Origin of the sequence: Granulicella aggregans (assembly GCF_014203275.1) — a bacterium.
Classification (GTDB): domain Bacteria; phylum Acidobacteriota; class Terriglobia; order Terriglobales; family Acidobacteriaceae; genus Edaphobacter.
Genome location: NZ_JACHIP010000002.1, coordinates 1090864 through 1111675 on the forward strand (window position 1 = coordinate 1090864; position 20812 = coordinate 1111675).

The window sequence follows — 20812 nt, forward strand, 5'->3', positions numbered from 1 at the left end:
TACGGTAAGAAAACCCTGTTCCCGAGCAACGCGAGAGCCACGCGAAGCGGTATACACGTCACGAAGTGACCGCCCCGCGCGCAGCGGGCTCGTCCGGCAGGACAGGTGCCGGCTCGATCACCTAACCTCGCTCACCGTCATCTCGATCGCCATCGGCTGATCCGGCTTTGGCATCGCCGCCGCCGGATCGTCCTTCGCATTTCCCCCTAACGGCTTCGAAACCTCCAGACTCTTTGAGCTCGAATCGAAGACCACCTTCGCCTTGTCGAGCGGAAGTTTCACAGAGAGTTCGACGGTCCTATCCGTGATGATCGGCTCCTCAATCTCGGTCCCATCGTTCGCCTTGTACTTGATCATCTTCACAGGACGGCTAGCCGACAGCACGAAGTGCAGCGCCACGCCATTACCCTCAACGTGGATATCGTCGGCATCAAACTTCGTCCCGACCTCGATATATCTCGTCTGGACCCCGTTCCCCGCAGGCGTCTGCGACACCATCCGCGCCTTCGTCGTCCCGGGGATCGTGCCGCGCACAGCGAATTCGGTAGTGATCGTCTGCATCGTCGCCTGCTGCTCCCCGTTCGCACCGAACTTAAGATTCAGCGTCAGTTGGAAGTAACGCGTCCTGGCGGCGGCCGACACCGCATGATTCGCCGCCGTCTGCGCGACTCCTCCGATAGCTGCCAGCAGCAGCGCGAGACCTGTAGCCGTTCTGAATATCCACTTCATCGTTTTTCTCCCCCTCCACTTGAACGTTCCGTTGACTTGTACAGCGACGCGACCTCAATCGGTTTGATCGCCAGAGACTCAATCGCAATCGGCGCAACACCCGGCGCAGCTCTCCGCGAAAACCGCCTGGAACGGACGACCGGCTTTGAAAGCCAGCGGTGTTTCGCTCTTAGTAGGAATTCCTTGGTCGGTATGATCTCCGACTGAACGTCGGGCGCAGGGGTCGCCGCTATCAACACCCTCCCATCTGACACCAAGTCCGGTACGGCCACGCCGCGATGCCGGAAGACCATCATCCCTACAACACCAATCAGAAGCACCGCCGCGATAGCCTCGAGCGCGATTCTCGGCATCCTTGAGCGTCGCTCCTCAGCCACGGAGAGCGCCGCCGCAATCCGTCGTCCCATCCCCAGGGGCGGTTCCACGCAGACATCAGCACTCAGAACATCGCGCAGTAGTTCATCAAACTCGTTCATCTAGACCTCCCAGCCGACGCCTGATAGCGCTTTCGCAGTTCTTCCTTGGCCCGCATCAACCGCGTCCGCACCGTCCCCTCCGGCACCCCAATCATCTCCGCAATCTCCCGCGAATTCAGCTCTTCGATCGCACTCAGCACCAACACCTGCCGCAGATCCTCCGGCAGCGCGTCAATCATCCTTCGCAGCAACGCAGACTGCGCCCCTCGCAAAGCTGTAGCCTCCGGCGAAGCCACACCACTCGCGAACGGCTCATCAGCCTCGAGCGACCTCTCAGGGCTCCTCGGCAACCGGTCCAGCGCCACCCGCCAAACCGTCCGCGCCAGGAAAGCCTTCTCATCCTCCATCCGCCGCCACGCGTCTCCGCGATACAGCTTCAGAAACGCCTCCTGTACCGCGTCCTCAGCGTCCTGCGCATTGCGCAGGAGCGAGAACGCCACCCGGAACATCACCCGCGAGTGCCGCTCCACCAGCATCCCAAACGTAGCCTCCCGCTCCGCAGGCAGCTCGTTAGAGCCACCAGCCGCAGCATCCGCCAGCTCTCCGTCCATACCGAACCCGGCACTCACGATCGATGACAGCGGCATCAGGAAACTCCCTTTCACAACCTAAGACCGGTCCGAAGGGCAAAGTGTTCATTTCTTTTCTAATGGCGGCCGGCTCAGTTGCTCCCAATGCAAGGAAGACGTATTGCTGAGGCAAGAGAGGGTGCCCCACCCATGGCTCGCTCTTGGCCATGGGTGGGTCTGCCACTTACGTCGTCCTGTCATTCTGAGCCGAAGGCGAAAATTCCCCACACTTCACCAGCGCTCCCAAAACAACGTCATCTCGACGGGAGCATGGCAGCCTCATCGCGATACGAAGTGGAGAGCCCCCCGCATTTCCTATCTACCCCACGAAGGCCCGGAGAAAGCCTCACTCACCCAATCCACACACCGCCCCTAAACCGCTTCCCGCATCCCACTCCGCCAGCTCTTGTAAGCCGCATCCAAAGCCCGCATATTCAGCACACCATCCGCTCCCGTAGCCAGAAAATCCGCCCCACCCCGAACCGCCGCAGCGAACCCATCCAACATCCGCACATACCCATCTACGTTATCGAGCGTCGTCGAAGACACCACCTGCCCATTCTTCCGATGCACCACCTCGACCGGCTTATCCACGCTGAAGCCGCTCTCCGCCGTCAGCACGCCTTCGCTGCCAATCACCTCCAGCAGCGTCCGGTAGGGCGCACGCGCGTCCGCCACCACATGCGAGAAGATCCCGCCAGTCATCTCCATCTGCATCGCGGCATAAGCCTCGACGTTGCCCGAGAGCTCGTCCTGCTTCGCCAGCGTGGAGATACTCAGCACCTCCGCCTGCAGGATGTACCGCAGCGCATCGATCGAATGCACCCCGACATCCCCAATCGGGCCGCCGCAAGCCAGCGACCCATCCGCGATCCACTTCCGAGGAGCGTTCTGCGCCGCATAGCAGAAGTGCGCCTGCGCAATCTGCGGCTGTCCCACCAGCCCCTCCGCGATCTGTCCCCGCATAAACTCCAGGCTCAGGTTGTAGCGAAAGTTCTGCGCCACGCCGAAGTACACGCCCGCAGCCTTCGCCGCAGCTACCATCTCCGCCGCCTCACCCGCATTCATCGCCAGCGGCTTCTCGCAAAGCACCGCCTTGCCGTTCTTCATCGCCAGCAGAGCATCGTCCAGGTGCATCGCATCGGGCGAAGTGATAAATACCGCATCCACATTCGGCGAAGTACACAACTCCTCGCGCGTAGCGAAGCAGTGCTCGATCCCGTGCGTGGCACAATCCTCCGCCGCAGCAGCCTGATTCCGCCGCCACAGGCCAACCACTTTCGTCTCGTTCGATCGTGCAAAGGCAGGCAGCAGCCGCCGGACAGCATGGTGTCCGAAGCCAAGGATAGCGACGCGTAGAGGAGCTTGAGTCATCACCAGACCATCAAACCACACCCACCACGTCGCGGGCTACAACCCGTCCTGGCCCGTCCCCAGGATCCGTCATCTCGACCGAGGCGCAGCGAAGTGGAGAGACCTCCGCATCTCGTCCGCCCCACCTTCACGCTTCAATCCAGAGATTCATCGATCCGTAAACCTCTGTTCACACCCGCCCGTTACCAAAGAAGCATCCGCATTTTTCTTATCGAGGCTCTTTCAAAATGACGCGCAAACTTATCGCCCTCTCTCTAGCCTCAACCATCGTGTTGAGCGGATGTGGCACCGGCGTCCCCGCCGGCCCCGGAACACCCCCGGCCACCATTACGCCAACAACCAGCGCCCAGGCGATCAAGCACGTCGTCGTCATCTTCGGCGAGAACATCTCCTTCGACCACTACTTCGGCACCTATCCGACAGCCGCCAACCCGGCCACGAACTCCGTGAAGTTCACTGCCGCCAGCGGAACACCTGTACCGGTTAACCTGCTTTCGGCGAATCTGCTCGCGCAGAACCCGAACACGACCGTCGCGAACGGAGCGGGTGCCAGCCTTCCCTTCCGGCTCGATCCCGCACAGGCCGCGACCAACGACCAGGACCACAACTACGGCCCCGAGCAGACCGCCTATGACGGCGGCAAGATGGACCTCTTCCCACTCTCGGTCGGCGTTCCCGACAGCACCTCTCTGGCCACCTCCACCGGAGCCGACGCCCTGACCACCACCAACGCCCTCACCATGGGCTACTACGACGGCAACACCGTCACCGGCCTCTGGAACTACGCTCAGCACTACGCTCTTAACGACCACTCCTTCGGCACCACCTTCGGTCCTTCCACCCCCGGTGCCCTCAACCTCGTCTCCGGCCAGACCAACGGCGTCATCAACGCCACCAACGCCGGCGCGGATACGATCGCCGACGGCAACGGCGGCATCACCGACATCGGAGACGCCGACCCCGTAGGCGACATCTGCACAACCAGCAGCGCCACCTTCAGCATGTCCGGCAAGAACGTCGGCGACCTCCTCAACACCGCTGGCGCAACCTGGGGCTTCTTTGAAGGCGGCTTCGACCTCACCGTCACCAACGCGGACGGCTCGACCGGCTGCGGTCGTACCACCACCTCGAAGATCACCAATAGCAAGAAGGCTGACTACATCCCCCACCACCAGCCCTTCCAGTACTACGCTTCGACCGCCAACCTGAACCACCTGCGTCCTACTTCGATCGCGAAGATCGGCAGCACCGACCAGGCCAACCACCAGTACGACACGCATGACTTCACCGATGCTCTCGCTGCGGGCAATCTCCCTGCGGTCAGCTTCCTCAAGGCCCCCGGCTACCAGGACGCCCACGCCGGCTACTCGGACCCTCTCGATGAACAGACCTTCGTCATCAACATGGTCAACGCCATCGAGTCCTCAAGCTTCTGGAGCTCTACCGCCATCATCATCGCCTACGACGACTCCGACGGCTGGTACGATCACCTCCCGAACCTCGTCAACGGCTCCGCCACCACTGCTGACTCGCTCAACGGTGCCGGCGTCTGCATCAGCGCGGCCGCTGCTGGCAACGCGCTTCCTGGTGTCAACGCAGCAACCCTCCACGCACAGGGCCGCTGCGGATACGGTCCACGTCTTCCGCTTATGGTCATCTCACCCTGGGCCAAGAAGAACGTGATCGATTCGACCGTCACCGATCAGAGCTCGGTCACCAAATTCATCGAGGACACCTTCGCTTCGAGCAACCGCATCGGTGGCGGATCGTTCGACAGCATCGCCGGATCGTTGAACAACATGTTCGATTTCTCGAACGGCGCCGCTGCTCCCAACCCCAACGTCGTCCTTCTCGACCCCGCAACCGGCCTCGTCACCAGCAAGAACTAGATTTACCGCTTCGTCACACAAACTCCGTACCCTCAGGGCACGCGCCGCTATCCGACGCGTGCCTATTTTCTTGGTGCGCCCTCTTTGCCGGAGCACGGAGTCCCTTTTTGCACTTTTTCCGCAGTACTCTTCCGCGCCGCAGCTTCCTGCAGAAAGCCGCCGCCTTCAGCCTTCTCCCCCGCACGGCTCTCGCCGGGATGCAACAGCACAGCTCCGGCATGTCGATGCCGACGCCCGCAGCTCCCTCCGCCCCGCTTCTGCACTCGCTTGAACTAACCCCATTCGTCGATCCCCTTCCTCTCCCGCGGGCCGCACGCCCAGTCACCCCTCCAGTCACACATCCCGCTTCGAACCACGGCGCGCACTTCCGCATCGGCATGAAAGTGATCCACACAAAAGTCCATCGCGACGTGCCCGCAACCCGCATGTGGGTCTACCACGACCTCGCAAACCCGTCCGCAACCGACACCGCCGTAGCTCCGCTCATCGAGGCCCGCTCCCACAAGCCCGTCCAGGTCGAGTGGGTGAACAATCTCCCCACCCAACATTTCCTCCCCATCGACCACAGCCTCCACGGCTGCGGCAAAGATGTCCCCGACGTCCGCGCCATCGTCCACGTCCACGGAGCCCGCGTTCCCTCCGACGACGACGGCCACCCCGACGACTGGTTCGTCCCCACCCAGAGCCTCACCTGCAACTACCCGCTCCAGCAGGACGCCACCGCCCTCTGGTACCACGACCACGCTATGGGCCTCAACCGCCTCAACGTCTACGCCGGCATGTTCGGCATGATGCTCGTCCGCGACGAGACTGAAGACGCCCTGCACCTGCCCACCGGCAAGTACGAACTCCCCCTCGTCCTCTACGACCGCAACTTCTACGCCGACGGCCAGCTCTACTATCCCGACTCCGGCGACCCCGATCACCCCTGGGTCTCCGAGTTCGCCGGCGACGCCATCCTCATCAACGGCAAGATCCGCCCCTACCTCGAAGTCGAACCCGCCCTCTATCGCCTGCGCCTGGTCAACGCCGCCAACAGCCGTTTCTTCCGGCTCTCCATGTCGAACAAGCAGCCCCTCGTCCAGATCGGCAGCGATCAGGGCCTTCTGTCCGCACCAGTCGAGCTACCCGCCATCACCTTCGCCCCCGGCGAACGCCTCGACATCCTGCTCGACCTCACCTACTCCGCCGGGCAGAACCTGCACCTGCGTCACGGTGCCTTCGACATCCTCCAGCTTCGCGTAGCAAAGGCCACGTCTCAAAAAGCGCAGCCACTTCCAAAGTCCCTGCGCACGATCACCCGCATCCCCGAATCGAACTCCATCCTCACCCGGACCATCACGCTCAACGAGTACCAGGACAAGGTCGGCAACTCCATGGAGATGCTGCTCAACCGCAAGCGCTGGCACGAGCCCGTCACCGAAAAACCCCGCCTGAACTCAACCGAGATCTGGGAGTTTATCAACATGACCGAGGACGTTCATCCCATGCATCTCCACCTGGTCCGCTTCCAGGTACTGGATCGCCGCGTCTACGACACCTTCGCCTACCTGATGCACAAGGAACTGAAGTTCGTCTCAGCTGCCGAAGCTCCCGCCGCCAACGAACAAGGCTGGAAAGACGTGGTCCAATGCCCACCCGGCATGGTCACACGCATCATCGTAAAATTCGAAGGTTTTACGGGCAATTACCTCTACCACTGCCACATCCTGGAGCACGAAGCCAACGACATGATGCGGCCGTTTGAAGTCGTCGCGTAAAGGGTATCAAGTCGCGCAAAGCGCGAACCAAGCGAAGCGGTATAAAAGTCACGAAGTGACCGCCGCCCGCGCAGGGCGAACTTCTTACTTCGTAGCGTTCTTAAAGAGGTTCTCAGCAAAGTAGTTCACGATCTTCGCCTGATCTCTCAGCATCTCGAAGTAAGCATTCTTCAACAGCTGCGAACGGTCGTTCTGCAACTGCTGCCGAATCGCCTGCTGCACGATCGGATCGCTCAAATCGCGCTGCCCCGCCGGCTCCTTCGAGACCAGCTTGTAGATCGAGTACCCCATGGCCTTCTTGGTCTGCGCGTCCAGCAGCGGCATGATCGCCGTCGTCTGCCCCGGCTTCAGCCGCGTAATCTCCGCATAGATCATCGGGTCCGCATGAAGCTGCGACTCGGTCACAAATCCCATATCGCCGCCGCTCGAAGCCGTCTCCACCCGCTCCGAGAAGTTCATCGCCAGCGTCCCAAAATCCTCGCCGCTGTCCAGCCGCGTCTTCAAGGCCTGGATCTTGCGCTTCGCCTCGGAATCATTCGTCGCCTTGCTACCCTGCAGATTTCCGGCCTGGTCCGAAGGTACGCCCGTCACCTGGATCTGCGCCAGCCGGTACTGCGGCTCGATCAGGTTGTACTCCGCCTTGTGCTGGTTGTAGTAGCTCGACACGTCCGCATCGCTGACCGTGATCTTGGAGTTGATCTCCTTGTTCAGCAACTTGTTCCCCGTCAGCGACCGCCGGATATCGTGCTTCAGATCGTCCAGCGTAAGGTTCTCCGCCTTCAGGTGCTGCTGAAACTGGTCCTCGGTCACCGGAGCCTTCATCTCCGTCAGCTTCGCGTCCACCTCTTCGTTGGTGGCGGTCAGGTTCATCTTCGCCGCGCGCTGCTCCACAATCTCGTTCGTGATCAGGTTGTCGAGCACCTTCAGCCGCCCCAGGTCCGCCTGCTCATTCGAAAGCTGCACCTGCTGCTGTTGCTGCTGCGCTACCTGCGCGGAGTAGGCAACATAGCCCTTCTCCATCTCCGCCCGCATGATCGGCTTGCCATTCACGCTCGCGACAACGTCGGCGCTCGGCTTCTGGTCGCATCCCGCCGCAAACAACATCGCGCCGCCGGCAAGTAGCGTTACGCCCAGCCCACGGGCTGCTCCCGCAAACCGGGCTCTGCCCTCAAACTTCTCTGTGCGTGCCGTTCCGGAATAAGTCTTCATGCTCAATCGAATCTTTCCAAGCGCGTCCTGCGCTAATTCCCTTGCTTCGCCGCTGGCGCAGCGGTTGTTACAGGTGCGGGCGGAGGAGGCGTCTTCCCGGCGGCGATCAGCGCACTGTCGATCATCCGGTAAACATACTCCAGCGGCTGCGCCCCTTCGATCTTTTCGCCATTGATAAACAAGGTAGGCGTAGCCGAGATGCCGAGCGCCTCGCCTTCCTTCGCCGAAGCCTTGATCGCCGTCGCATCCTGTTTCGCGATACACGCCGAAAGCGCCGCTTCATCGATCTTCTGCTTCTTGCCCTCGTCGCTCGACAGCTTGTCCAACATCTCGTTGGCCTTCGCCACCGTCTTCTCCGTGCCGCCTATCTCGTCCGCGTGCGCGTGAATGTAATCCACCAGGTTCCAGTAACCCGTCCCGCTCTGCGCTCCCACGCAGTTCGTATCGACTGCGGCGCGCAGCGCCCAAGGATGCTGCTCGATCGGGAAGTCCCGGTACACAATCCGTACCTGGTCCTTATAGCGATCCAGAATCGCCGGAAACAACTGCGCATTCATTCGCGCGCAGAAAGGGCACTCCAGATCATCGAACCCCACGATCAGCACCGGAGCATCCGCCGGCCCGCCACGCGCCGGGCGATTCACACCGGAGACCAGCGCCTTCGGGTCTTTGCTGATATCGAACTTCGAAAACTGTGCCAGCGTCTTGCCATCCTTCGACAACAGGAACGGAATGGGCCGGCTGCTCTTGCCCTCGGTGCTGAAGTCCACCGTCACCGTGTCGTATCCCGGAATATCGCTCTTGCTCAGAGATTCGATGTGAAAGTCGTAGTTAGCCGGAACCTCCAGCCGCGACCGGATCATCACCTCAACCCGCCGCGACAGCTCAGGCGAGATTGCCGTAGCAGCGGCATCGGAAGATTTCACCGGCGGCTGCGCATGGCATCCCACGGCGGCAAGCATAAGTGCAATCGACAAAGAAAAGAGCGGCTTTACGACATTCGGCACAATAGCCCGATTATCTCACGCTGACCACGCAGGCCACCCCACCGCGACCCCTGCCACCGTGATTCGGAGCGCGGCGACGAATCCCGCATTTCGCTCCCCCCTAAAACAGCCACTTAGCTCGAGGGTGCCCCATCCATGGCTCGCATCTGGCCATGGGTGGGACGTAGAACGCCTAAAACAGCCGTTCCGCCCGCCGCAGATTCCCCGCCGTCCCAATATTCGCCAGCGTGAAGTTGAACTTATAAGCCGGCTCATTCCGCACCGAACCCAGCTGATACTTCCGATACTCCGCGCTGAACCCGCAGCAGTTCCAGTTGTACGAAGTCTCGACCGACGCATACTGGAATGACCCCAGGTTCAAGTCGATCCCCGCATTCGCCGCAACGCTCAACCCCGCCTTCGTCGGCATTCCGTATCCCGCCAGTACCCGCATTTGGCTGAACTCCGTCGTCGAGTTCTGCGTCCCATTCGTGTCGAACCGCCCCGGAGCGCTCAATCCCGCGTAGCTGAACCCGGCAAAGATATTGCCCTGGTGAACATCGGTAAAGATATTGCTGGTCGTGAACTTCCCCTGCTTCGTGTCGTAGTCAAAGTCCCACTCGAAGTCCAGCCGCTCCGACGGCCGCACCCTGATCCGCGAAATAAGCGGCGAAGTCGATCTCGGCTGCGTCAGAAACGCGATCCCCGAAAAGCTGAGCGTCGACTCCAGGATGTTCCGCCGCCCGTTCGCCACCGCCCCGCCAAAGCTGTCGTCAAAGTACACTCGCTGCGCCAGCCGCCAGCTGAAGAACTCCCGCGAATTGCACCTCCGCGTCTCCGATGCCGGCTTTCCATTTGGGTCATCATCCGGCAAGTTGTCGTCGACCGCATCCGGCGTCTCCGTAGCCTTGCAAGCCCGCACCTTCGTCGCCAAATGGGACGACTTCAGAAACAGCCGCTGCGTCACCCCGTACTCCAGCTGGTTCGTGTTCGAGACGACGTCGTTATCGTCGAACCGCAACACGCCCCCGAAGTTGTTGATCCCCGTTACGAACCGATACGACGCCTCCGGCTCGATCGTGTGCTTCACCTGGCCGCCGAAGACCCGCTGCGTAAATGGAGTGTCGAAAGTCCGCTCCAGCACCGCCGGCCGAATCTCCATCCCAGCCTCGAGGTCGGTCCGCGCATACCCGCCCGCCGTCTCCACCGGCGTCGTTCCCGGCACAAACGGAGTCAGCCGGCTCCGCGTGTACGCCGTCTCTCGAACCGCCAGCGACGGCCTCAGATGCAGCCCACCCAGCGTGAACGGAACCGCAACCTCCGGATGAATATCCACTCGCCCAACGCCGCTCGTCGTGAACGCCGGCTGCGTCCGCTTCAACCCGCCAATCGAAGTATCGAGGTTCCAGATCACATGACTCGCAGCTCCACCACCCAGCACGTGATCGGTCGTCGTCAAAGCCAGCGCCGGAATATGAAAGATCGTCACCTGCGAGTTCTGGATCGCATCTCCCGCCGCCGCCTGCGCCGCTGTCTGCGGAGCGGGCTTCAATCCCTGGTACCGGTCCGCACGGAACGACGCCGAGTACCCATCCGCATTTCGCACCGCGTACAGCGTCGAGAGGATGTCCGTCGTCACCGCCTGGTTGAAGTTCTCCGTAAATGCCTCGCGATAGATATACGAGCTCAGATACTCCGCGTCCGCCACCAGCCGCGTCTGCGCGCTGCTCCGCGGAGCGACATCGTACCGCGCCTTCAGCACCATGTCCTGGCCGCCCTGGTTCGTGTAAACCCCGCCCGTCGGCGTGAACCCCCGGTCCTGCAACGCGCTGAATCGCGCTGTCACAAAGTTCTGCCCCAACCCCCGGTACCGGAACGTTCCATTCTCCGCAAACCCGCGCTCCGAATAGTAGGTCGATCCGAACGTCAGATCCATGCTCCGGCCCAGAACAACGTAAATCTCCTCGCCCAGCACGAAGCCCTTATGTCCGCCCGAATATCCCAGCGTAGGGATGAGCAGCCCGCTCTGCCTCGCCTGCGGATCGACCGGATGGGTCACATACGGCAGATAGAGCAGCGGAACATTCAGCAGCCGGAACACGCTGTTCTTCGCCTTCGCCTTCGGCCCGTCGATCGAGAACAGCGCCGCGTCCAGTACCCAGTCAGGCTTCGCCAACTGGCACGACGTCACGCTCCCGTCGATCACGTCATACGCCGCCGGGCCCCGTTTGATCACAATCCTCCCCGAGAAGAGAAAAGGATTCCCGTTGTCATAGACCTGCCGCGACCCAGGCATCGGTCCTGCCACCGGGCCTGTCGCGGGCCGGTTAGCCGAACCCTTCGGTAGCCCCACCGACCCCATCACGTCGTAGAACCGCCCCGTCTGTGTCTGAACATTGAACTCGCCCCGGCTCGCCCGGATGTACTCCAGGTTCTCCCCGCCCGTCACCTCCAGGTGACCGGCGGCACGCACCTCGCCCGTGTCCGAGTCATACTCCACATGATCGGCCTTGATGATCCGATCGCCGTAGGTAATCACCACGTCCTTGTCTAGCGTATAAAGCGACCCCACCCGCGTCTGCGGGTTGGTCGATTCAATCTTTACCGGCGTACCCTGGTTCTTTCCCGGCACTACCACCGCTGCCGGGTAAGGCAGCTGCCCGTCCCCATCAGGCGCCAGAGACGAACTCGATTGCCCCACCCCATCAGGGGGTAACGAACTCGCCAACTCCTGCCCCACCAGCAGTTCGGAATTCACCGCGAACAGGGTGATACTTATGAAGAGTGCATAGCCGCGCAGAGATCTCTTACTGAAGTCCATCTGCTTTAGAGGCTAATTGATTTCATCGGAACCCGGAGTTGGCAATTGAACACAATGAGGTCTGCGGAACTCCAATCAGAAGAGTTCGACTTCCCCGGCCAGGGCTCTGAACCGGCCGATGTCGCAGCTTCAACCTCCGATCTGAGGCAGCAGGTCGCCGAACGACTCGCCGCGCACCGCTCCCGCCGCGGCCGACAGACCGGCCCAGCACTCGTTACCGAAGCCGCTCCGAAACCCGTCCGCAAAAAGTCCAACTCCATCGCCGCCGCCGTCGCCGAGCGCTACGCCCAGTCCCAAAGCTACCGCGACTTCCTCGCAGCCGAGGCCGAACGCGCCATCGAGCAGGCCAACCTCGCCGCCCAGGAAGCAGCCGCCACCGCCCAGGTAGCCGCTCGTAGTGCCCAGGCGATTCTTTTTGCACAGCAGGAACTCCTCGAGGAACTGGAGAACTGGAATCCCGCGCCGATACAGCAAGTGAGCCGGACGCAGTTCGACTATCCCCAAACGGAGATTCAGACGCCTCAGCCGGAGTTCCAACCGGAGCCAGTCCACCAGCAGACGCAGGCAGACACCAACCTCGCAGCCGAAAGAGATGATTTCTTCGCCCGCGCTCTACCCGAGCCGGCTTTCGTCGAAGAATTTGCCCCCGAACCCGTCGTCTATCGCGAGCCAGCCTACCGTGCTCCCGTTGCCACACGTCGAGCAGTAGTTGCTCCATCCGATCTGACCGTCAGGCTTTACGAAGATATCGGAGTCCGCCAGCCGCAAGCTGGCCCTCTCCACCGGAGCGATATGCCGAGCCACCCGACCCTGAACCCGATCGACACCGACGAGACCTACGCTCTCGACGAAGAGATCGAGTTCCGTCAGGCCCCGGTCTTCGAAGAACCCTCCGGCCCCCCGGTCGCCATCCCGGCCAATCTCATCGAGTTCCCGCGCCAGCTCATCGCCGCTCGCAGGGCTCGTCCAAGGACAGCCGAAGGCCCCCTGCGCGACGAGGCCGAGACAGCAGCCTCTGCCCAGCTCCGCATCTTCGAGGTCGAACCCTCCCTCATCTCCACCGCGCCCGCCGCCGAGCGCGAGACCAACGCTCCCGTCTGGTCCTCTATCCTGCTCGACACCCCGCCCGTCATCCACGTGGCCGTCGAACCCGAGCCCAAGATCTTCCCCCCCATGCAGGTGGCGCCGCTCAACCTCCGCCTCATGGCTGGTATGGTCGACCTCTGCGCCGTCAGCGCCACCTTCCTCGTCGGTCTCACCGTCTTCGCCCTCTGGGCCAACGTCCTTCCGACGGGCATCACCGCCGCCGCCACAGGCGTCGCCACCCTGACCGTCTTCTACGCCCTCTACAACCTGCTCTTCTTCACTTTCTCTGAAGCCACCCCCGGCATGCGCTACGCCCGCATCGGCCTCTGCACCTTCGAAGACGAGAACCCCACCCGTTCCGAGATGCGCCGCCGCACCTTCGCCCTCATCGTCGCCGCTCTCCCCCTCGGCCTCGGCTTCGCCTGGGCCTGGTTCGACGGCGAAGGCCTGGGCTGGCACGACCGCCTCTCCCGCATGTACCAACGCCACTACTAAGCACTAGCGCGATGCGCCGGGTGCCGGGTGCCCCGCCCATGGCGCGCACTTGGCCATGGGTGGGTCCGCCACGAACTCTATCCCGGAGGCCACTTCATCGCCCGTCCACCCAACAAATGCGCATGCAGATGCTGCACCGTCTGACCGCCATCATCCCCAGTGTTCACCACCACCCGATACCCCTTCTCCAACCCATAACTCCGCGCCAGCTCCGTAGCCACAAACACCAAATGCCCGAGCAGCGCAGCGTGATCCTTCGCCGCATGAGCCAGCGAAGTCAGATGCTCCTTCGGAATAATCAAAAGATGCGTTGGAGCCTGCGGATTGATATCCGCGAACGCGAGACTCAACTCATCCTCAAACACCCGCTTCGCCGGAATCACCCCATAAACAATCTTGCAGAAAAGACACTCTGAACTCTGTTCGGCCATAAAACGATCCTACCTCCCAAAATACTTCGGCTTGTTCCCCAGAGCCCAGGGATCATAAGCCGCCGCAAACCTCGCCCGCTCCGCAATCGGAGGATGGCTAAACGTCCAGAACTCCACCAGCGGATGCGGCGTCGGATCCACCAGCGACTCCTCCCCCAGCACCTGGAATGATCGCTGCGCCACCGCCTGCGGATCAACCACGATCCCATGGATCGCCTCCTGCCCATACACATCCGCCTCATGCTCCTGCATCCGGCTAACAGCGTTGCCGACAGGCTCCCCAAGAAAACTCAACACCGAAAACACCAGCATCACCACCACAAACGCCGCCCAATCCCCCTGCCCGTCAACGCCCCCCCTCGCCCCGTACCGAGCAATCAACCATTGCACACAGTGATACCCGACAAAGAACATCACCAGCAGCCCCACCGCCGCCGCCGCAATGCCCTTATAGATATGGTTCAGCACGTAATGCCCCATCTCGTGCCCAAAGATATACGAGATCTCATCCGGAGTAGCCTTCGCAATCGAAGTGTCCCAAACCACCACCCGCTTCGAAGCCCCGATCCCCGTCACATACGCGTTCAATCCCGTCACCTTCTCGCTCGCCCGCATCAGGAACATCCGTTCCGGCGGAATCACGATCCCTCCCCGCGCCACCACCTGCTCCAGCCGAGCCACCAGCGCCGGATTCGAAGCCTGCAGCGGCTCAAACTTGTTGAAGATCGGATCGATCAGAATAGGCGAGACGAATACGCCAAACACCACCGCCGCCATCGTCGGTATCCAGAACCAGAACCACCAACGCTGCGCCGATCGCCGGATGCAGAAGAACAACAGCATCACCAGCAGCCCCCCAATCAGGTACGCCAGCAGGAAACTCTTCCCCTTGTCCGCAAACCAACTCCCCCACTGCTGCACCGACTGCCCATAAACCAGCGACACATGATGCCCATAAATCTCGAGCGGCAAACTCAGCAGCGAAGTAATCGCCAGAAATAGAAAGTAGAACGCAAATCCCTGCACCCACCGATTCTGACTAAAGCCCACAGCTACACGCCGCATCCACGCCGCCGCACCCAGCCTCAGCAGCAATACCAACTGCACAATCGTCCAACCGGTATAAAGAAACTCGATCGCCGTCCGCTTCCCGTTCAGCTCGATCGCCACCTTCAACTTCGCCGGCGGCAACCTGTACGCCGCGTCACCCTGCAAAGCATGAGTGGCCGTCGCCTCTGCCTCAACCCGAGGCACAGCCAACAAAAAGCCCACGCAGACAAGCATCATCAAAAACCAGCGGAAATTCATAGACGACAGTTCCCTCGATGGTGAGTCAAAGCTAAGATACAGCGCGTCAAACCCGCACGAAGTCCGGTTACCCCCTAAGAAACTCGTCATCTCGACCGGAGCGAAGCGAAGTGGAGAGACCCCGCATTGGCCGTTGCACTTGCTGTTGCCTTACAAACACCAAGAAAGACTGTCATCCTGAGCGAAGTCTCTTGCAGCCCCACCGCAAGAGACGCAGTCGAAGGACCTGCATCCACGCTCACTCTACCAGGAGCGTTCACCCCTTTCTCCCAACAAACTCGCAAGCGCCTCAACCCAGCCGTGCACATCCCGAGAAAATCCGCCCTGGCATTTTCAAATTGAAGATCCGCCAGCTTCAATTTTTCGACAGGCTCTAAAGGCGCATGGCCCACCCCTCACCAATTCGTTACACTCGCTTTGAGTATCTGTACAGCGCGGAGTCTTCACTTTGAACAAGCAGCATTGGCTGGCAACAAGCATCTTCCTCGGTCTATCCCTCACTTCTCCCTTCGCGATCCACCTCTCGGCAGCCCCGCGCCCTGCGGCTGATGCCGAAGCCGAGCCCAAGCTCCCGCGCCCCACGCAGCCGCCCGTGCTCGTCCAGGCAATGCAGGCCGAGCTCAAGCGCGCCATGTCCGAACTAGGCAGCCAGCCAGCCACGGCATCTGAGACAGCGGCCCCCAAGCCCTACTTCCTCAGCTACGCCGTCTCCGACGCCTCGAACATCGACATCTCCGCCCAATACGGTGCCATCACCGCCTCAAACCAGTTCCACCGCCGCGTAGCCGACGTCCAGATCCGCCTCGGCACCCCCGCCCAGGACAACACCCACGGCGACCACCGCACCTCCGCCCTCACCACCATGGCCCTCCCGCTAACGGATGACCGAGCCGCCCTCGCCCGCAGCCTCTGGTTCGCTACCGACCGCGGCTACGCCCGAGCCCTAGACGGCTACCTCAAAGTCAAAACCGAGCAGCAGGTCCGCGCTAAAGAAGAAGACGTCTCCGCCGACTTCTCAGCCGAGCAGTCCAAGCAGCAACTCCTCCCCGCAGCCGACGCCCTCAAGGTCGACAAGGCCGCATGGGAGCAGCGCCTCCGCGAACTCTCCGGCCTCTTCAAGCAATATCCGGACATCTACTACAACACCGTCGGCCTCCAGGCCTCCACCGAAACCGACTACTTCGTCTCCTCCGAAGGCCAGGAAGTCTCTACTCCCAACCACGTCGCCCGCCTCGTCGTCGTCGCCCGCACCCGCGCCGCCGACGGCATGGACCTCTTCCGCGTCGAGACCTTCGAAGCCGACGCCACCGGCAACCTCCCCGACCAGAAGACCCTCATCGCCAAAACGAATGCGATGGCCAAAAACCTGGTCGACCTCCGCAACGCGCCCATCACCGAGCCCTTCGACGGCCCCGCCATCCTCAGCGGCCGCGCCTCCGCCGTCTTCTTCCACGAAGTCCTCGGCCACCGCCTCGAAGGCCAACGCCAGCGCGGCGACGAAGAGGGCCAGACCTTCACCAAGCTCCTCGGCAAGCCCATCCTGCCCGACTTCCTCTCCGTCTCCGACGACCCCACCCTCGAAAAGTTCGAAGGCCGCCCTCTCAGCGGCCACTACAGCTTCGACGACGAAGGCCAACCCGCCCGCCGCGTCGACCTCATCAAGAACGGCGTCCTCGAGACCTTCCTGATGTCCCGCCAGCCCATCGCCAGCTTCTCGACCTCGAACGGCCACGGCCGCTCTGAGACCGGGCATATGCCCACCGGAAGACAGGGCAACCTCATCGTCACCTCGACCAAGTCCGTCAGCGACGCCGAACTCCGCAAGCTCCTCATCGCCGAGGCGAAGAAGCAGAACAAGCCCTACGGCCTCTACTTCGAAGACATCTCCTCCGGCTTCGCCGTCACCACCCGCCGTTCCCCGCAGGCCTTCCAGGTCATCCCTCTCGTCGTCTACCGCGTCTACGTAGACGGCCGCCCCGACGAACTCGTTCGCGGCGTAAGCATCGTCGGCACCCCGCAAGCCGCCCTCAATCGCATCGTCGCGACCAACGACAAGCAGGACATCTTCAACGGCATCTGCGGCGCGGAGTCAGGCTCTATCCCGGTAAGCGCCGTAGCCCCCGCCATGCTGGTCTCCGAGATCGAAACCCAGCGCCAGTCCCAGGGCACCACCCGGCCACCCCTGATCCCGCCACCCTCCGCCGACGAAGCAACGCCGAAGGGAGCCAACTAATGAATAAGCTCCTAAAGAAGTTACAAACCAGCCACAACGCCGGGTGCCCCACCCATGGCTCGCTCTTGGCCATGGGTGGGTCCGCCACGAATCCAATGTGCCCCATTCATCGCGCCTTTGTCTCTCGCGATGAGTGGGTATCCCGCAGAACGAGACCGTCCTCCTCCCCCCGCCACAAAATCGCCATCCTAGCCGCCCTAACTCTATTAGCAACTTGTTTCGTTACAAATAAAGCTCAAGCCGAACAAACGGACCCCATGCTAGAAGCCATGAAGTCCGAGCTCTCCCGCGAGCAAAAACTCCTCGTCCTCCCCGGCCAACAGCGCCCCTACTTCATCGAGTACCGCATGGACGAGCTCACAAGCTACGACGCCGTCGCCAACTACGGCGCGCTCACCCGCGAAGACACCACTCACCAGCGCGTCATCCGCGTCTCCGTCCGCGTAGGCGACTTCGCCGCCGATAGCTCCAGCAGCCGCGGCGACGGCAACGTCCAGCTAGCCCCCGAAGACAACGACCCCGCCGCCCTCCGCTACGCCCTCTGGACCGCCACCGACGAAGCCTACAAGGTCGCCCTCCGCGCCTACGCCGCCAAGCAGGCCAACCTCAAGCGCTTCCAGACCGCGGCCACCGCCGACGACTTCGCCCCCGCAAAGCCCGTCACCGAGATCAAACCCCTCGTCGCTCTTGACCTGGACCGCGACGAATGGAAGCACCGCATCATCGAGACCAGCGGTCTCTACGCCAGCGATCCGTCTGCGAAGCAGACTGCCGATACCGTCCAGTACTCCACCGCCAGCGTTCGAGGTGTCGCCGTCAACCGCTACCTCGTCAACTCCGAAGGCACCGTCGTCCGCCACGGATACACCGGCTACAGCGCCAGCGTCAGCGTAGGTGGCCAGGCCGCCGACGGCATGCACCTAAGCCGCGACAACGGAACCTCCGCGCCCCTCGCCAAAGACCTCGAGTCCGCCGCCGCATTCCACCAGCGCATGATCGACGACCTCAAGTCCTACCAGGCCCTCCGCAACGCCCCCATCGTCGACGCCGACGACTATCACGGCGCGGTCTTCTTCAGCGGCGACGCCGCCACCGACGCCCTCACCAAGCTCTTCCTCCCCAACGTCGAAGCCGACCGCCCCGACGCCGGCACCACCGCCCGCACCCAGGGTGCCTACACCTCCAGCCTCCGCCAGCGCGTCCTCCCCGACTTCATGAACGTCAAGGACAATCCTCTCCTCACCAAGCTCGACGGCAAGGACCTCATGGGCCACTACGACGTTGACGACGAAGGCGTTCCCGCCGAATCGCTCGACCTGGTCCTCTCCGGCAAACTGATGAGCTACGTCATCGGCCGCGAACCCGTAAAAGACTTCCCCGAATCGAACGGCCATGGCCGCGCCGGCCTCGGCCAACCCGCCCACTCCCGCGCCGGCGTCACCATCTTCAAGTCCAGCGAACCCCTGACCGACGCCGCGATGAAGGCCAAGCTAGCCGAACTGGCCACCAAGCAAGGCTCCGACGCCTACGTCGTCGAAACCCTGGGCGGCGAACTCGTCCCCCGCCTCCTCTACCGCGTTCACGCTGACGGCACCCGTGAGCTAGTCCGCGGCGCAGCTTTCGACGAGCTTGACCTCCGCAGCCTGCGCAGCGACATCATCGCCGCCGGCGACCATCCCTACATCGCCAACACCCTGGGCCCCATCCCCCAAACCGTCATCGCCCCCAGCCTCCTCTTCGGCGACATAGCCGTAAAGCGCGCCACCGAAGAACAGCAGAAGCTCCCCTACTACGCCCCACCCGCAGAATAAGCAGGCGACGGATGTTGATGCGTGCCACCAGTCTGGGTGCCCCATCCGTGGCTCGCAGTTGGCCATGGATGGGTCCACCACCAACCTATCTCCCGTCATCCTGAGCGAAGGCGCACAGCGCCGGGTGCCCCATATCTGGCAGCTCCATCGCCAGATGTGGGATCCCAGCCACCAACCCGGGTTCGGGTGCCCCATCCATGGCTCGCACTTGGCCATGGGTGGGTCCGCCACTGCGATCGATAAAGAACCAACAACTCAATCCGTACGAGTCAGATAAGGCTCCGCATCCGGGATATGGATCCCATCCGCAACCGCCTTCGCCGTAGCCTTATCCGCGAACTTCGGATTGATCCTCACCCAATACCCCGTAGGCCCCTGGAACTCGATCACCTTCGCCGTCGCATACCGCCGCATCAGATCAGCCTTCAACTGCACCGCATCCTCGACGTTATAGAACGCGCCAATCTGCACGCACCACCGTCCGCCAGGAATCCCCGTCGGAGAAGGCGGCGGCGGATAAGCCTCCACCTGCACCTTCGCCACTCCAGCCCGATACACCCCCGTAGCCTTCGCCGCCGCCAGCGACAGATCGATGATCCGCCCCCGCACAAACGGCCCCCGGTCCGTGATCTTCACCAGCACCGCCTGGTTGTTGGTCAGGTTGGTCACCCTCGCGACCGTCCCCAGCGGCAGCGTCAGACTCGCCGCAGTCATCGCATTCTGGTCGTACACCGACCCATCCGCTCCCTTGCGCCCCGAGTAAGGCGGCCCATACCAGCTTGCCAGCCCCATCTCCGTCGACGCCGGAGCCCCATGCACCGCGTCCGGCGGAATCATCCCCGCTGAATCCACAGGAGCACTCTCAACGTGCGGAGCCTTATGCCGCGCAACCACCGGAGGCTGCTGCTCTTCGATACTCGGCGCAGTCGGCTGATACACCTGCTGCCTCTGCTTATGACATCCCGCAACTAGCCACACGCACGCAACAAGCGCGATCGCACCCCACACGCCTGACCCGATTCCGCATCGCAACATCACGCCTCGGGCGGCCTCGGCGGCGGAGGCGGTGCATTCCGCACGTCATCGAGCTTCTGCGCCAGCTTCTGCAACTCCACAGCAGCCGTCCGCAGCGCCTCCGAGCTATGCCGCCGCACGTCAGGCACCACCTCGTCGTTGATGTAGTTCGCAAACGTCCGCAGCTCATCTTCCACGCGCGCGGCTGTCTCATGCAGACGATCCTGCCAGGGCTGTCTCGGAACTTCAGGCGGCATATGCAAACCTCTGTCTAAGAGTATGAGTATGTGGAAAACCCAGGGTCAAGCCCGCGAGAGCTCTATGTGCCCGCAGGCCCCCAACTGGTAACCCATCCACAAATGTCGGGTATCCATCCACAAAGCCGGGTGCCCCATATCTGGCAGTTTCATCGCCAGATATGTGCGATCAGAGCCACAAATGCGGGTGCCCCATCCATGGCTCGCTTTTGGCCATGGGTGGGTCCGCCACCAATCCTCAAAGAAACGTCATCTCGACCAAAGCCACGCAGTTTCATCGCGTGGCGCAGTGGAGAGACCCCGCATCTGCCCTTGCCCTTGACGTCATCCTGAGCAAAGGCGCAACGCGCCGCAGTCGAAGGAC

16 protein-coding genes are annotated in these 20812 nt (G+C 62.1%); 5 read left to right on the forward strand and 11 right to left on the reverse strand.

Annotation, left to right across the window (positions count from 1 at the left end):
* Nucleotides 1-117: 117 nt before the first annotated feature.
* The 4 genes from HDF16_RS09825 to HDF16_RS09840 all read right to left on the reverse strand — a co-directional run bounded on the left by HDF16_RS09825 (nt 118) and on the right by HDF16_RS09840 (nt 3148).
* On the reverse strand, nt 118-729 hold the full coding sequence (locus tag HDF16_RS09825; protein WP_184215950.1) for a hypothetical protein: 612 nt from the start codon (nt 727-729) through the stop codon (nt 118-120).
* Nucleotides 726-1205, reverse strand: coding sequence for a hypothetical protein (locus HDF16_RS09830; protein WP_184215952.1), 480 nt, complete (start codon nt 1203-1205; stop codon nt 726-728). Before HDF16_RS09830 ends, HDF16_RS09825 begins: the two co-directional genes overlap by 4 nt.
* A complete protein-coding gene (locus tag HDF16_RS09835) occupies nt 1202-1792 on the reverse strand; it encodes an RNA polymerase sigma factor (RefSeq protein WP_246408922.1) in 591 nt (196 codons plus the stop codon). The genes HDF16_RS09830 and HDF16_RS09835 overlap by 4 nt, the downstream gene beginning before the upstream one ends.
* 354 nt (nt 1793-2146) lie before the next feature.
* Nucleotides 2147-3148 carry a Gfo/Idh/MocA family protein gene (locus HDF16_RS09840; protein WP_184215953.1) on the reverse strand — a complete coding sequence of 334 codons (1002 nt, stop codon included), beginning with the start codon at nt 3146-3148 and terminating at the stop codon, nt 2147-2149.
* Nucleotides 3149-3375: 227 nt separating this feature from the next.
* Here HDF16_RS09840 and HDF16_RS09845 point away from each other — a divergent pair, with 227 nt between their 5' ends.
* Together HDF16_RS09845 and HDF16_RS09850 are read left to right on the forward strand one after the other, a co-directional pair.
* Nucleotides 3376-5037, forward strand: a complete 1662-nt coding sequence (locus HDF16_RS09845; protein WP_184215955.1) for a phospholipase C — start codon at nt 3376-3378, stop codon at nt 5035-5037.
* A gap of 107 nt (nt 5038-5144) precedes the next feature.
* Entirely contained in the window at nt 5145-6797 is a 1653-nt protein-coding gene (locus HDF16_RS09850; RefSeq protein WP_246408923.1) for a multicopper oxidase family protein, read from the forward strand.
* An 84-nt stretch (nt 6798-6881) separates the two neighbouring features.
* Here the strand turns inward: HDF16_RS09850 and HDF16_RS09855 are convergent, their stop codons facing one another.
* From HDF16_RS09855 to HDF16_RS09865, 3 genes are all read right to left on the reverse strand, one after another.
* The gene (locus HDF16_RS09855; RefSeq protein ID WP_184215957.1) at nt 6882-8006 is read right to left on the reverse strand and encodes a SurA N-terminal domain-containing protein; all 1125 of its coding nucleotides are present in this window, start codon (nt 8004-8006) and stop codon (nt 6882-6884) included.
* A 32-nt stretch (nt 8007-8038) separates the two neighbouring features.
* A complete protein-coding gene (locus HDF16_RS09860) occupies nt 8039-8983 on the reverse strand; it encodes a DsbA family protein (RefSeq protein ID WP_246408925.1) in 945 nt (314 codons plus the stop codon).
* A 202-nt stretch (nt 8984-9185) separates the two neighbouring features.
* Nucleotides 9186-11813 carry an LPS-assembly protein LptD gene (locus HDF16_RS09865; protein ID WP_184215960.1) on the reverse strand — a complete coding sequence of 876 codons (2628 nt, stop codon included), beginning with the start codon at nt 11811-11813 and terminating at the stop codon, nt 9186-9188.
* Nucleotides 11814-11867: 54 nt separating this feature from the next.
* Here HDF16_RS09865 and HDF16_RS09870 point away from each other — a divergent pair, with 54 nt between their 5' ends.
* A complete protein-coding gene (locus HDF16_RS09870) occupies nt 11868-13394 on the forward strand; it encodes an RDD family protein (RefSeq protein WP_246409003.1) in 1527 nt (508 codons plus the stop codon).
* 77 nt (nt 13395-13471) lie between these two features.
* Here the strand turns inward: HDF16_RS09870 and HDF16_RS09875 are convergent, their stop codons facing one another.
* Nucleotides 13472-13825 (reverse strand): histidine triad nucleotide-binding protein, encoded by a 354-nt coding sequence (locus tag HDF16_RS09875; protein WP_184215964.1) that lies wholly within the window; start codon nt 13823-13825, stop codon nt 13472-13474.
* Between the two features lie 9 nt (nt 13826-13834).
* A complete protein-coding gene (locus tag HDF16_RS09880) occupies nt 13835-15133 on the reverse strand; it encodes a M48 family metallopeptidase (protein ID WP_184215966.1) in 1299 nt (432 codons plus the stop codon).
* A gap of 448 nt (nt 15134-15581) precedes the next feature.
* On the opposite strand from HDF16_RS09880, the gene HDF16_RS09885 reads away from it, so the two are divergent.
* Together HDF16_RS09885 and HDF16_RS09890 are read left to right on the forward strand one after the other, a co-directional pair.
* Nucleotides 15582-17366, forward strand: a complete 1785-nt coding sequence (locus tag HDF16_RS09885) for a TldD/PmbA family protein (protein ID WP_246408927.1) — start codon at nt 15582-15584, stop codon at nt 17364-17366.
* 269 nt (nt 17367-17635) lie between these two features.
* Nucleotides 17636-19177, forward strand: a complete 1542-nt coding sequence (locus HDF16_RS09890) for a metallopeptidase TldD-related protein (protein ID WP_246408929.1) — start codon at nt 17636-17638, stop codon at nt 19175-19177.
* Between the two features lie 255 nt (nt 19178-19432).
* Here the strand turns inward: HDF16_RS09890 and HDF16_RS09895 are convergent, their stop codons facing one another.
* Together HDF16_RS09895 and HDF16_RS09900 are read right to left on the reverse strand one after the other, a co-directional pair.
* Nucleotides 19433-20212, reverse strand: a complete 780-nt coding sequence (locus tag HDF16_RS09895; protein WP_184215968.1) for a septal ring lytic transglycosylase RlpA family protein — start codon at nt 20210-20212, stop codon at nt 19433-19435.
* Nucleotides 20212-20448 carry a hypothetical protein gene (locus HDF16_RS09900; RefSeq protein ID WP_184215970.1) on the reverse strand — a complete coding sequence of 79 codons (237 nt, stop codon included), beginning with the start codon at nt 20446-20448 and terminating at the stop codon, nt 20212-20214. Before HDF16_RS09900 ends, HDF16_RS09895 begins: the two co-directional genes overlap by 1 nt.
* Nucleotides 20449-20812 lie beyond the last annotated feature (364 nt).

Coding starts and splice junctions, on each gene's coding strand:
- HDF16_RS09825 (WP_184215950.1), bottom strand. CDS start 729: ATGAAGTGGATATTCAGAACGGCTACAGGTCTCGCGCTGCTGCTGGCA.
- HDF16_RS09830 (WP_184215952.1), bottom strand. CDS start 1,205: ATGAACGAGTTTGATGAACTACTGCGCGATGTTCTGAGTGCTGATGTC.
- HDF16_RS09835 (WP_246408922.1), bottom strand. CDS start 1,792: ATGCCGCTGTCATCGATCGTGAGTGCCGGGTTCGGTATGGACGGAGAG.
- HDF16_RS09840 (WP_184215953.1), bottom strand. CDS start 3,148: ATGACTCAAGCTCCTCTACGCGTCGCTATCCTTGGCTTCGGACACCAT.
- HDF16_RS09845 (WP_184215955.1), top strand. CDS start 3,376: ATGACGCGCAAACTTATCGCCCTCTCTCTAGCCTCAACCATCGTGTTG.
- HDF16_RS09855 (WP_184215957.1), bottom strand. CDS start 8,006: ATGAAGACTTATTCCGGAACGGCACGCACAGAGAAGTTTGAGGGCAGA.
- HDF16_RS09865 (WP_184215960.1), bottom strand. CDS start 11,813: ATGGACTTCAGTAAGAGATCTCTGCGCGGCTATGCACTCTTCATAAGT.
- HDF16_RS09870 (WP_246409003.1), top strand. CDS start 11,868: ATGAGGTCTGCGGAACTCCAATCAGAAGAGTTCGACTTCCCCGGCCAG.
- HDF16_RS09875 (WP_184215964.1), bottom strand. CDS start 13,825: ATGGCCGAACAGAGTTCAGAGTGTCTTTTCTGCAAGATTGTTTATGGG.
- HDF16_RS09880 (WP_184215966.1), bottom strand. CDS start 15,133: ATGAATTTCCGCTGGTTTTTGATGATGCTTGTCTGCGTGGGCTTTTTG.
- HDF16_RS09890 (WP_246408929.1), top strand. CDS start 17,636: ATGAAGTCCGAGCTCTCCCGCGAGCAAAAACTCCTCGTCCTCCCCGGC.
- HDF16_RS09895 (WP_184215968.1), bottom strand. CDS start 20,212: ATGTTGCGATGCGGAATCGGGTCAGGCGTGTGGGGTGCGATCGCGCTT.
- HDF16_RS09900 (WP_184215970.1), bottom strand. CDS start 20,448: ATGCCGCCTGAAGTTCCGAGACAGCCCTGGCAGGATCGTCTGCATGAG.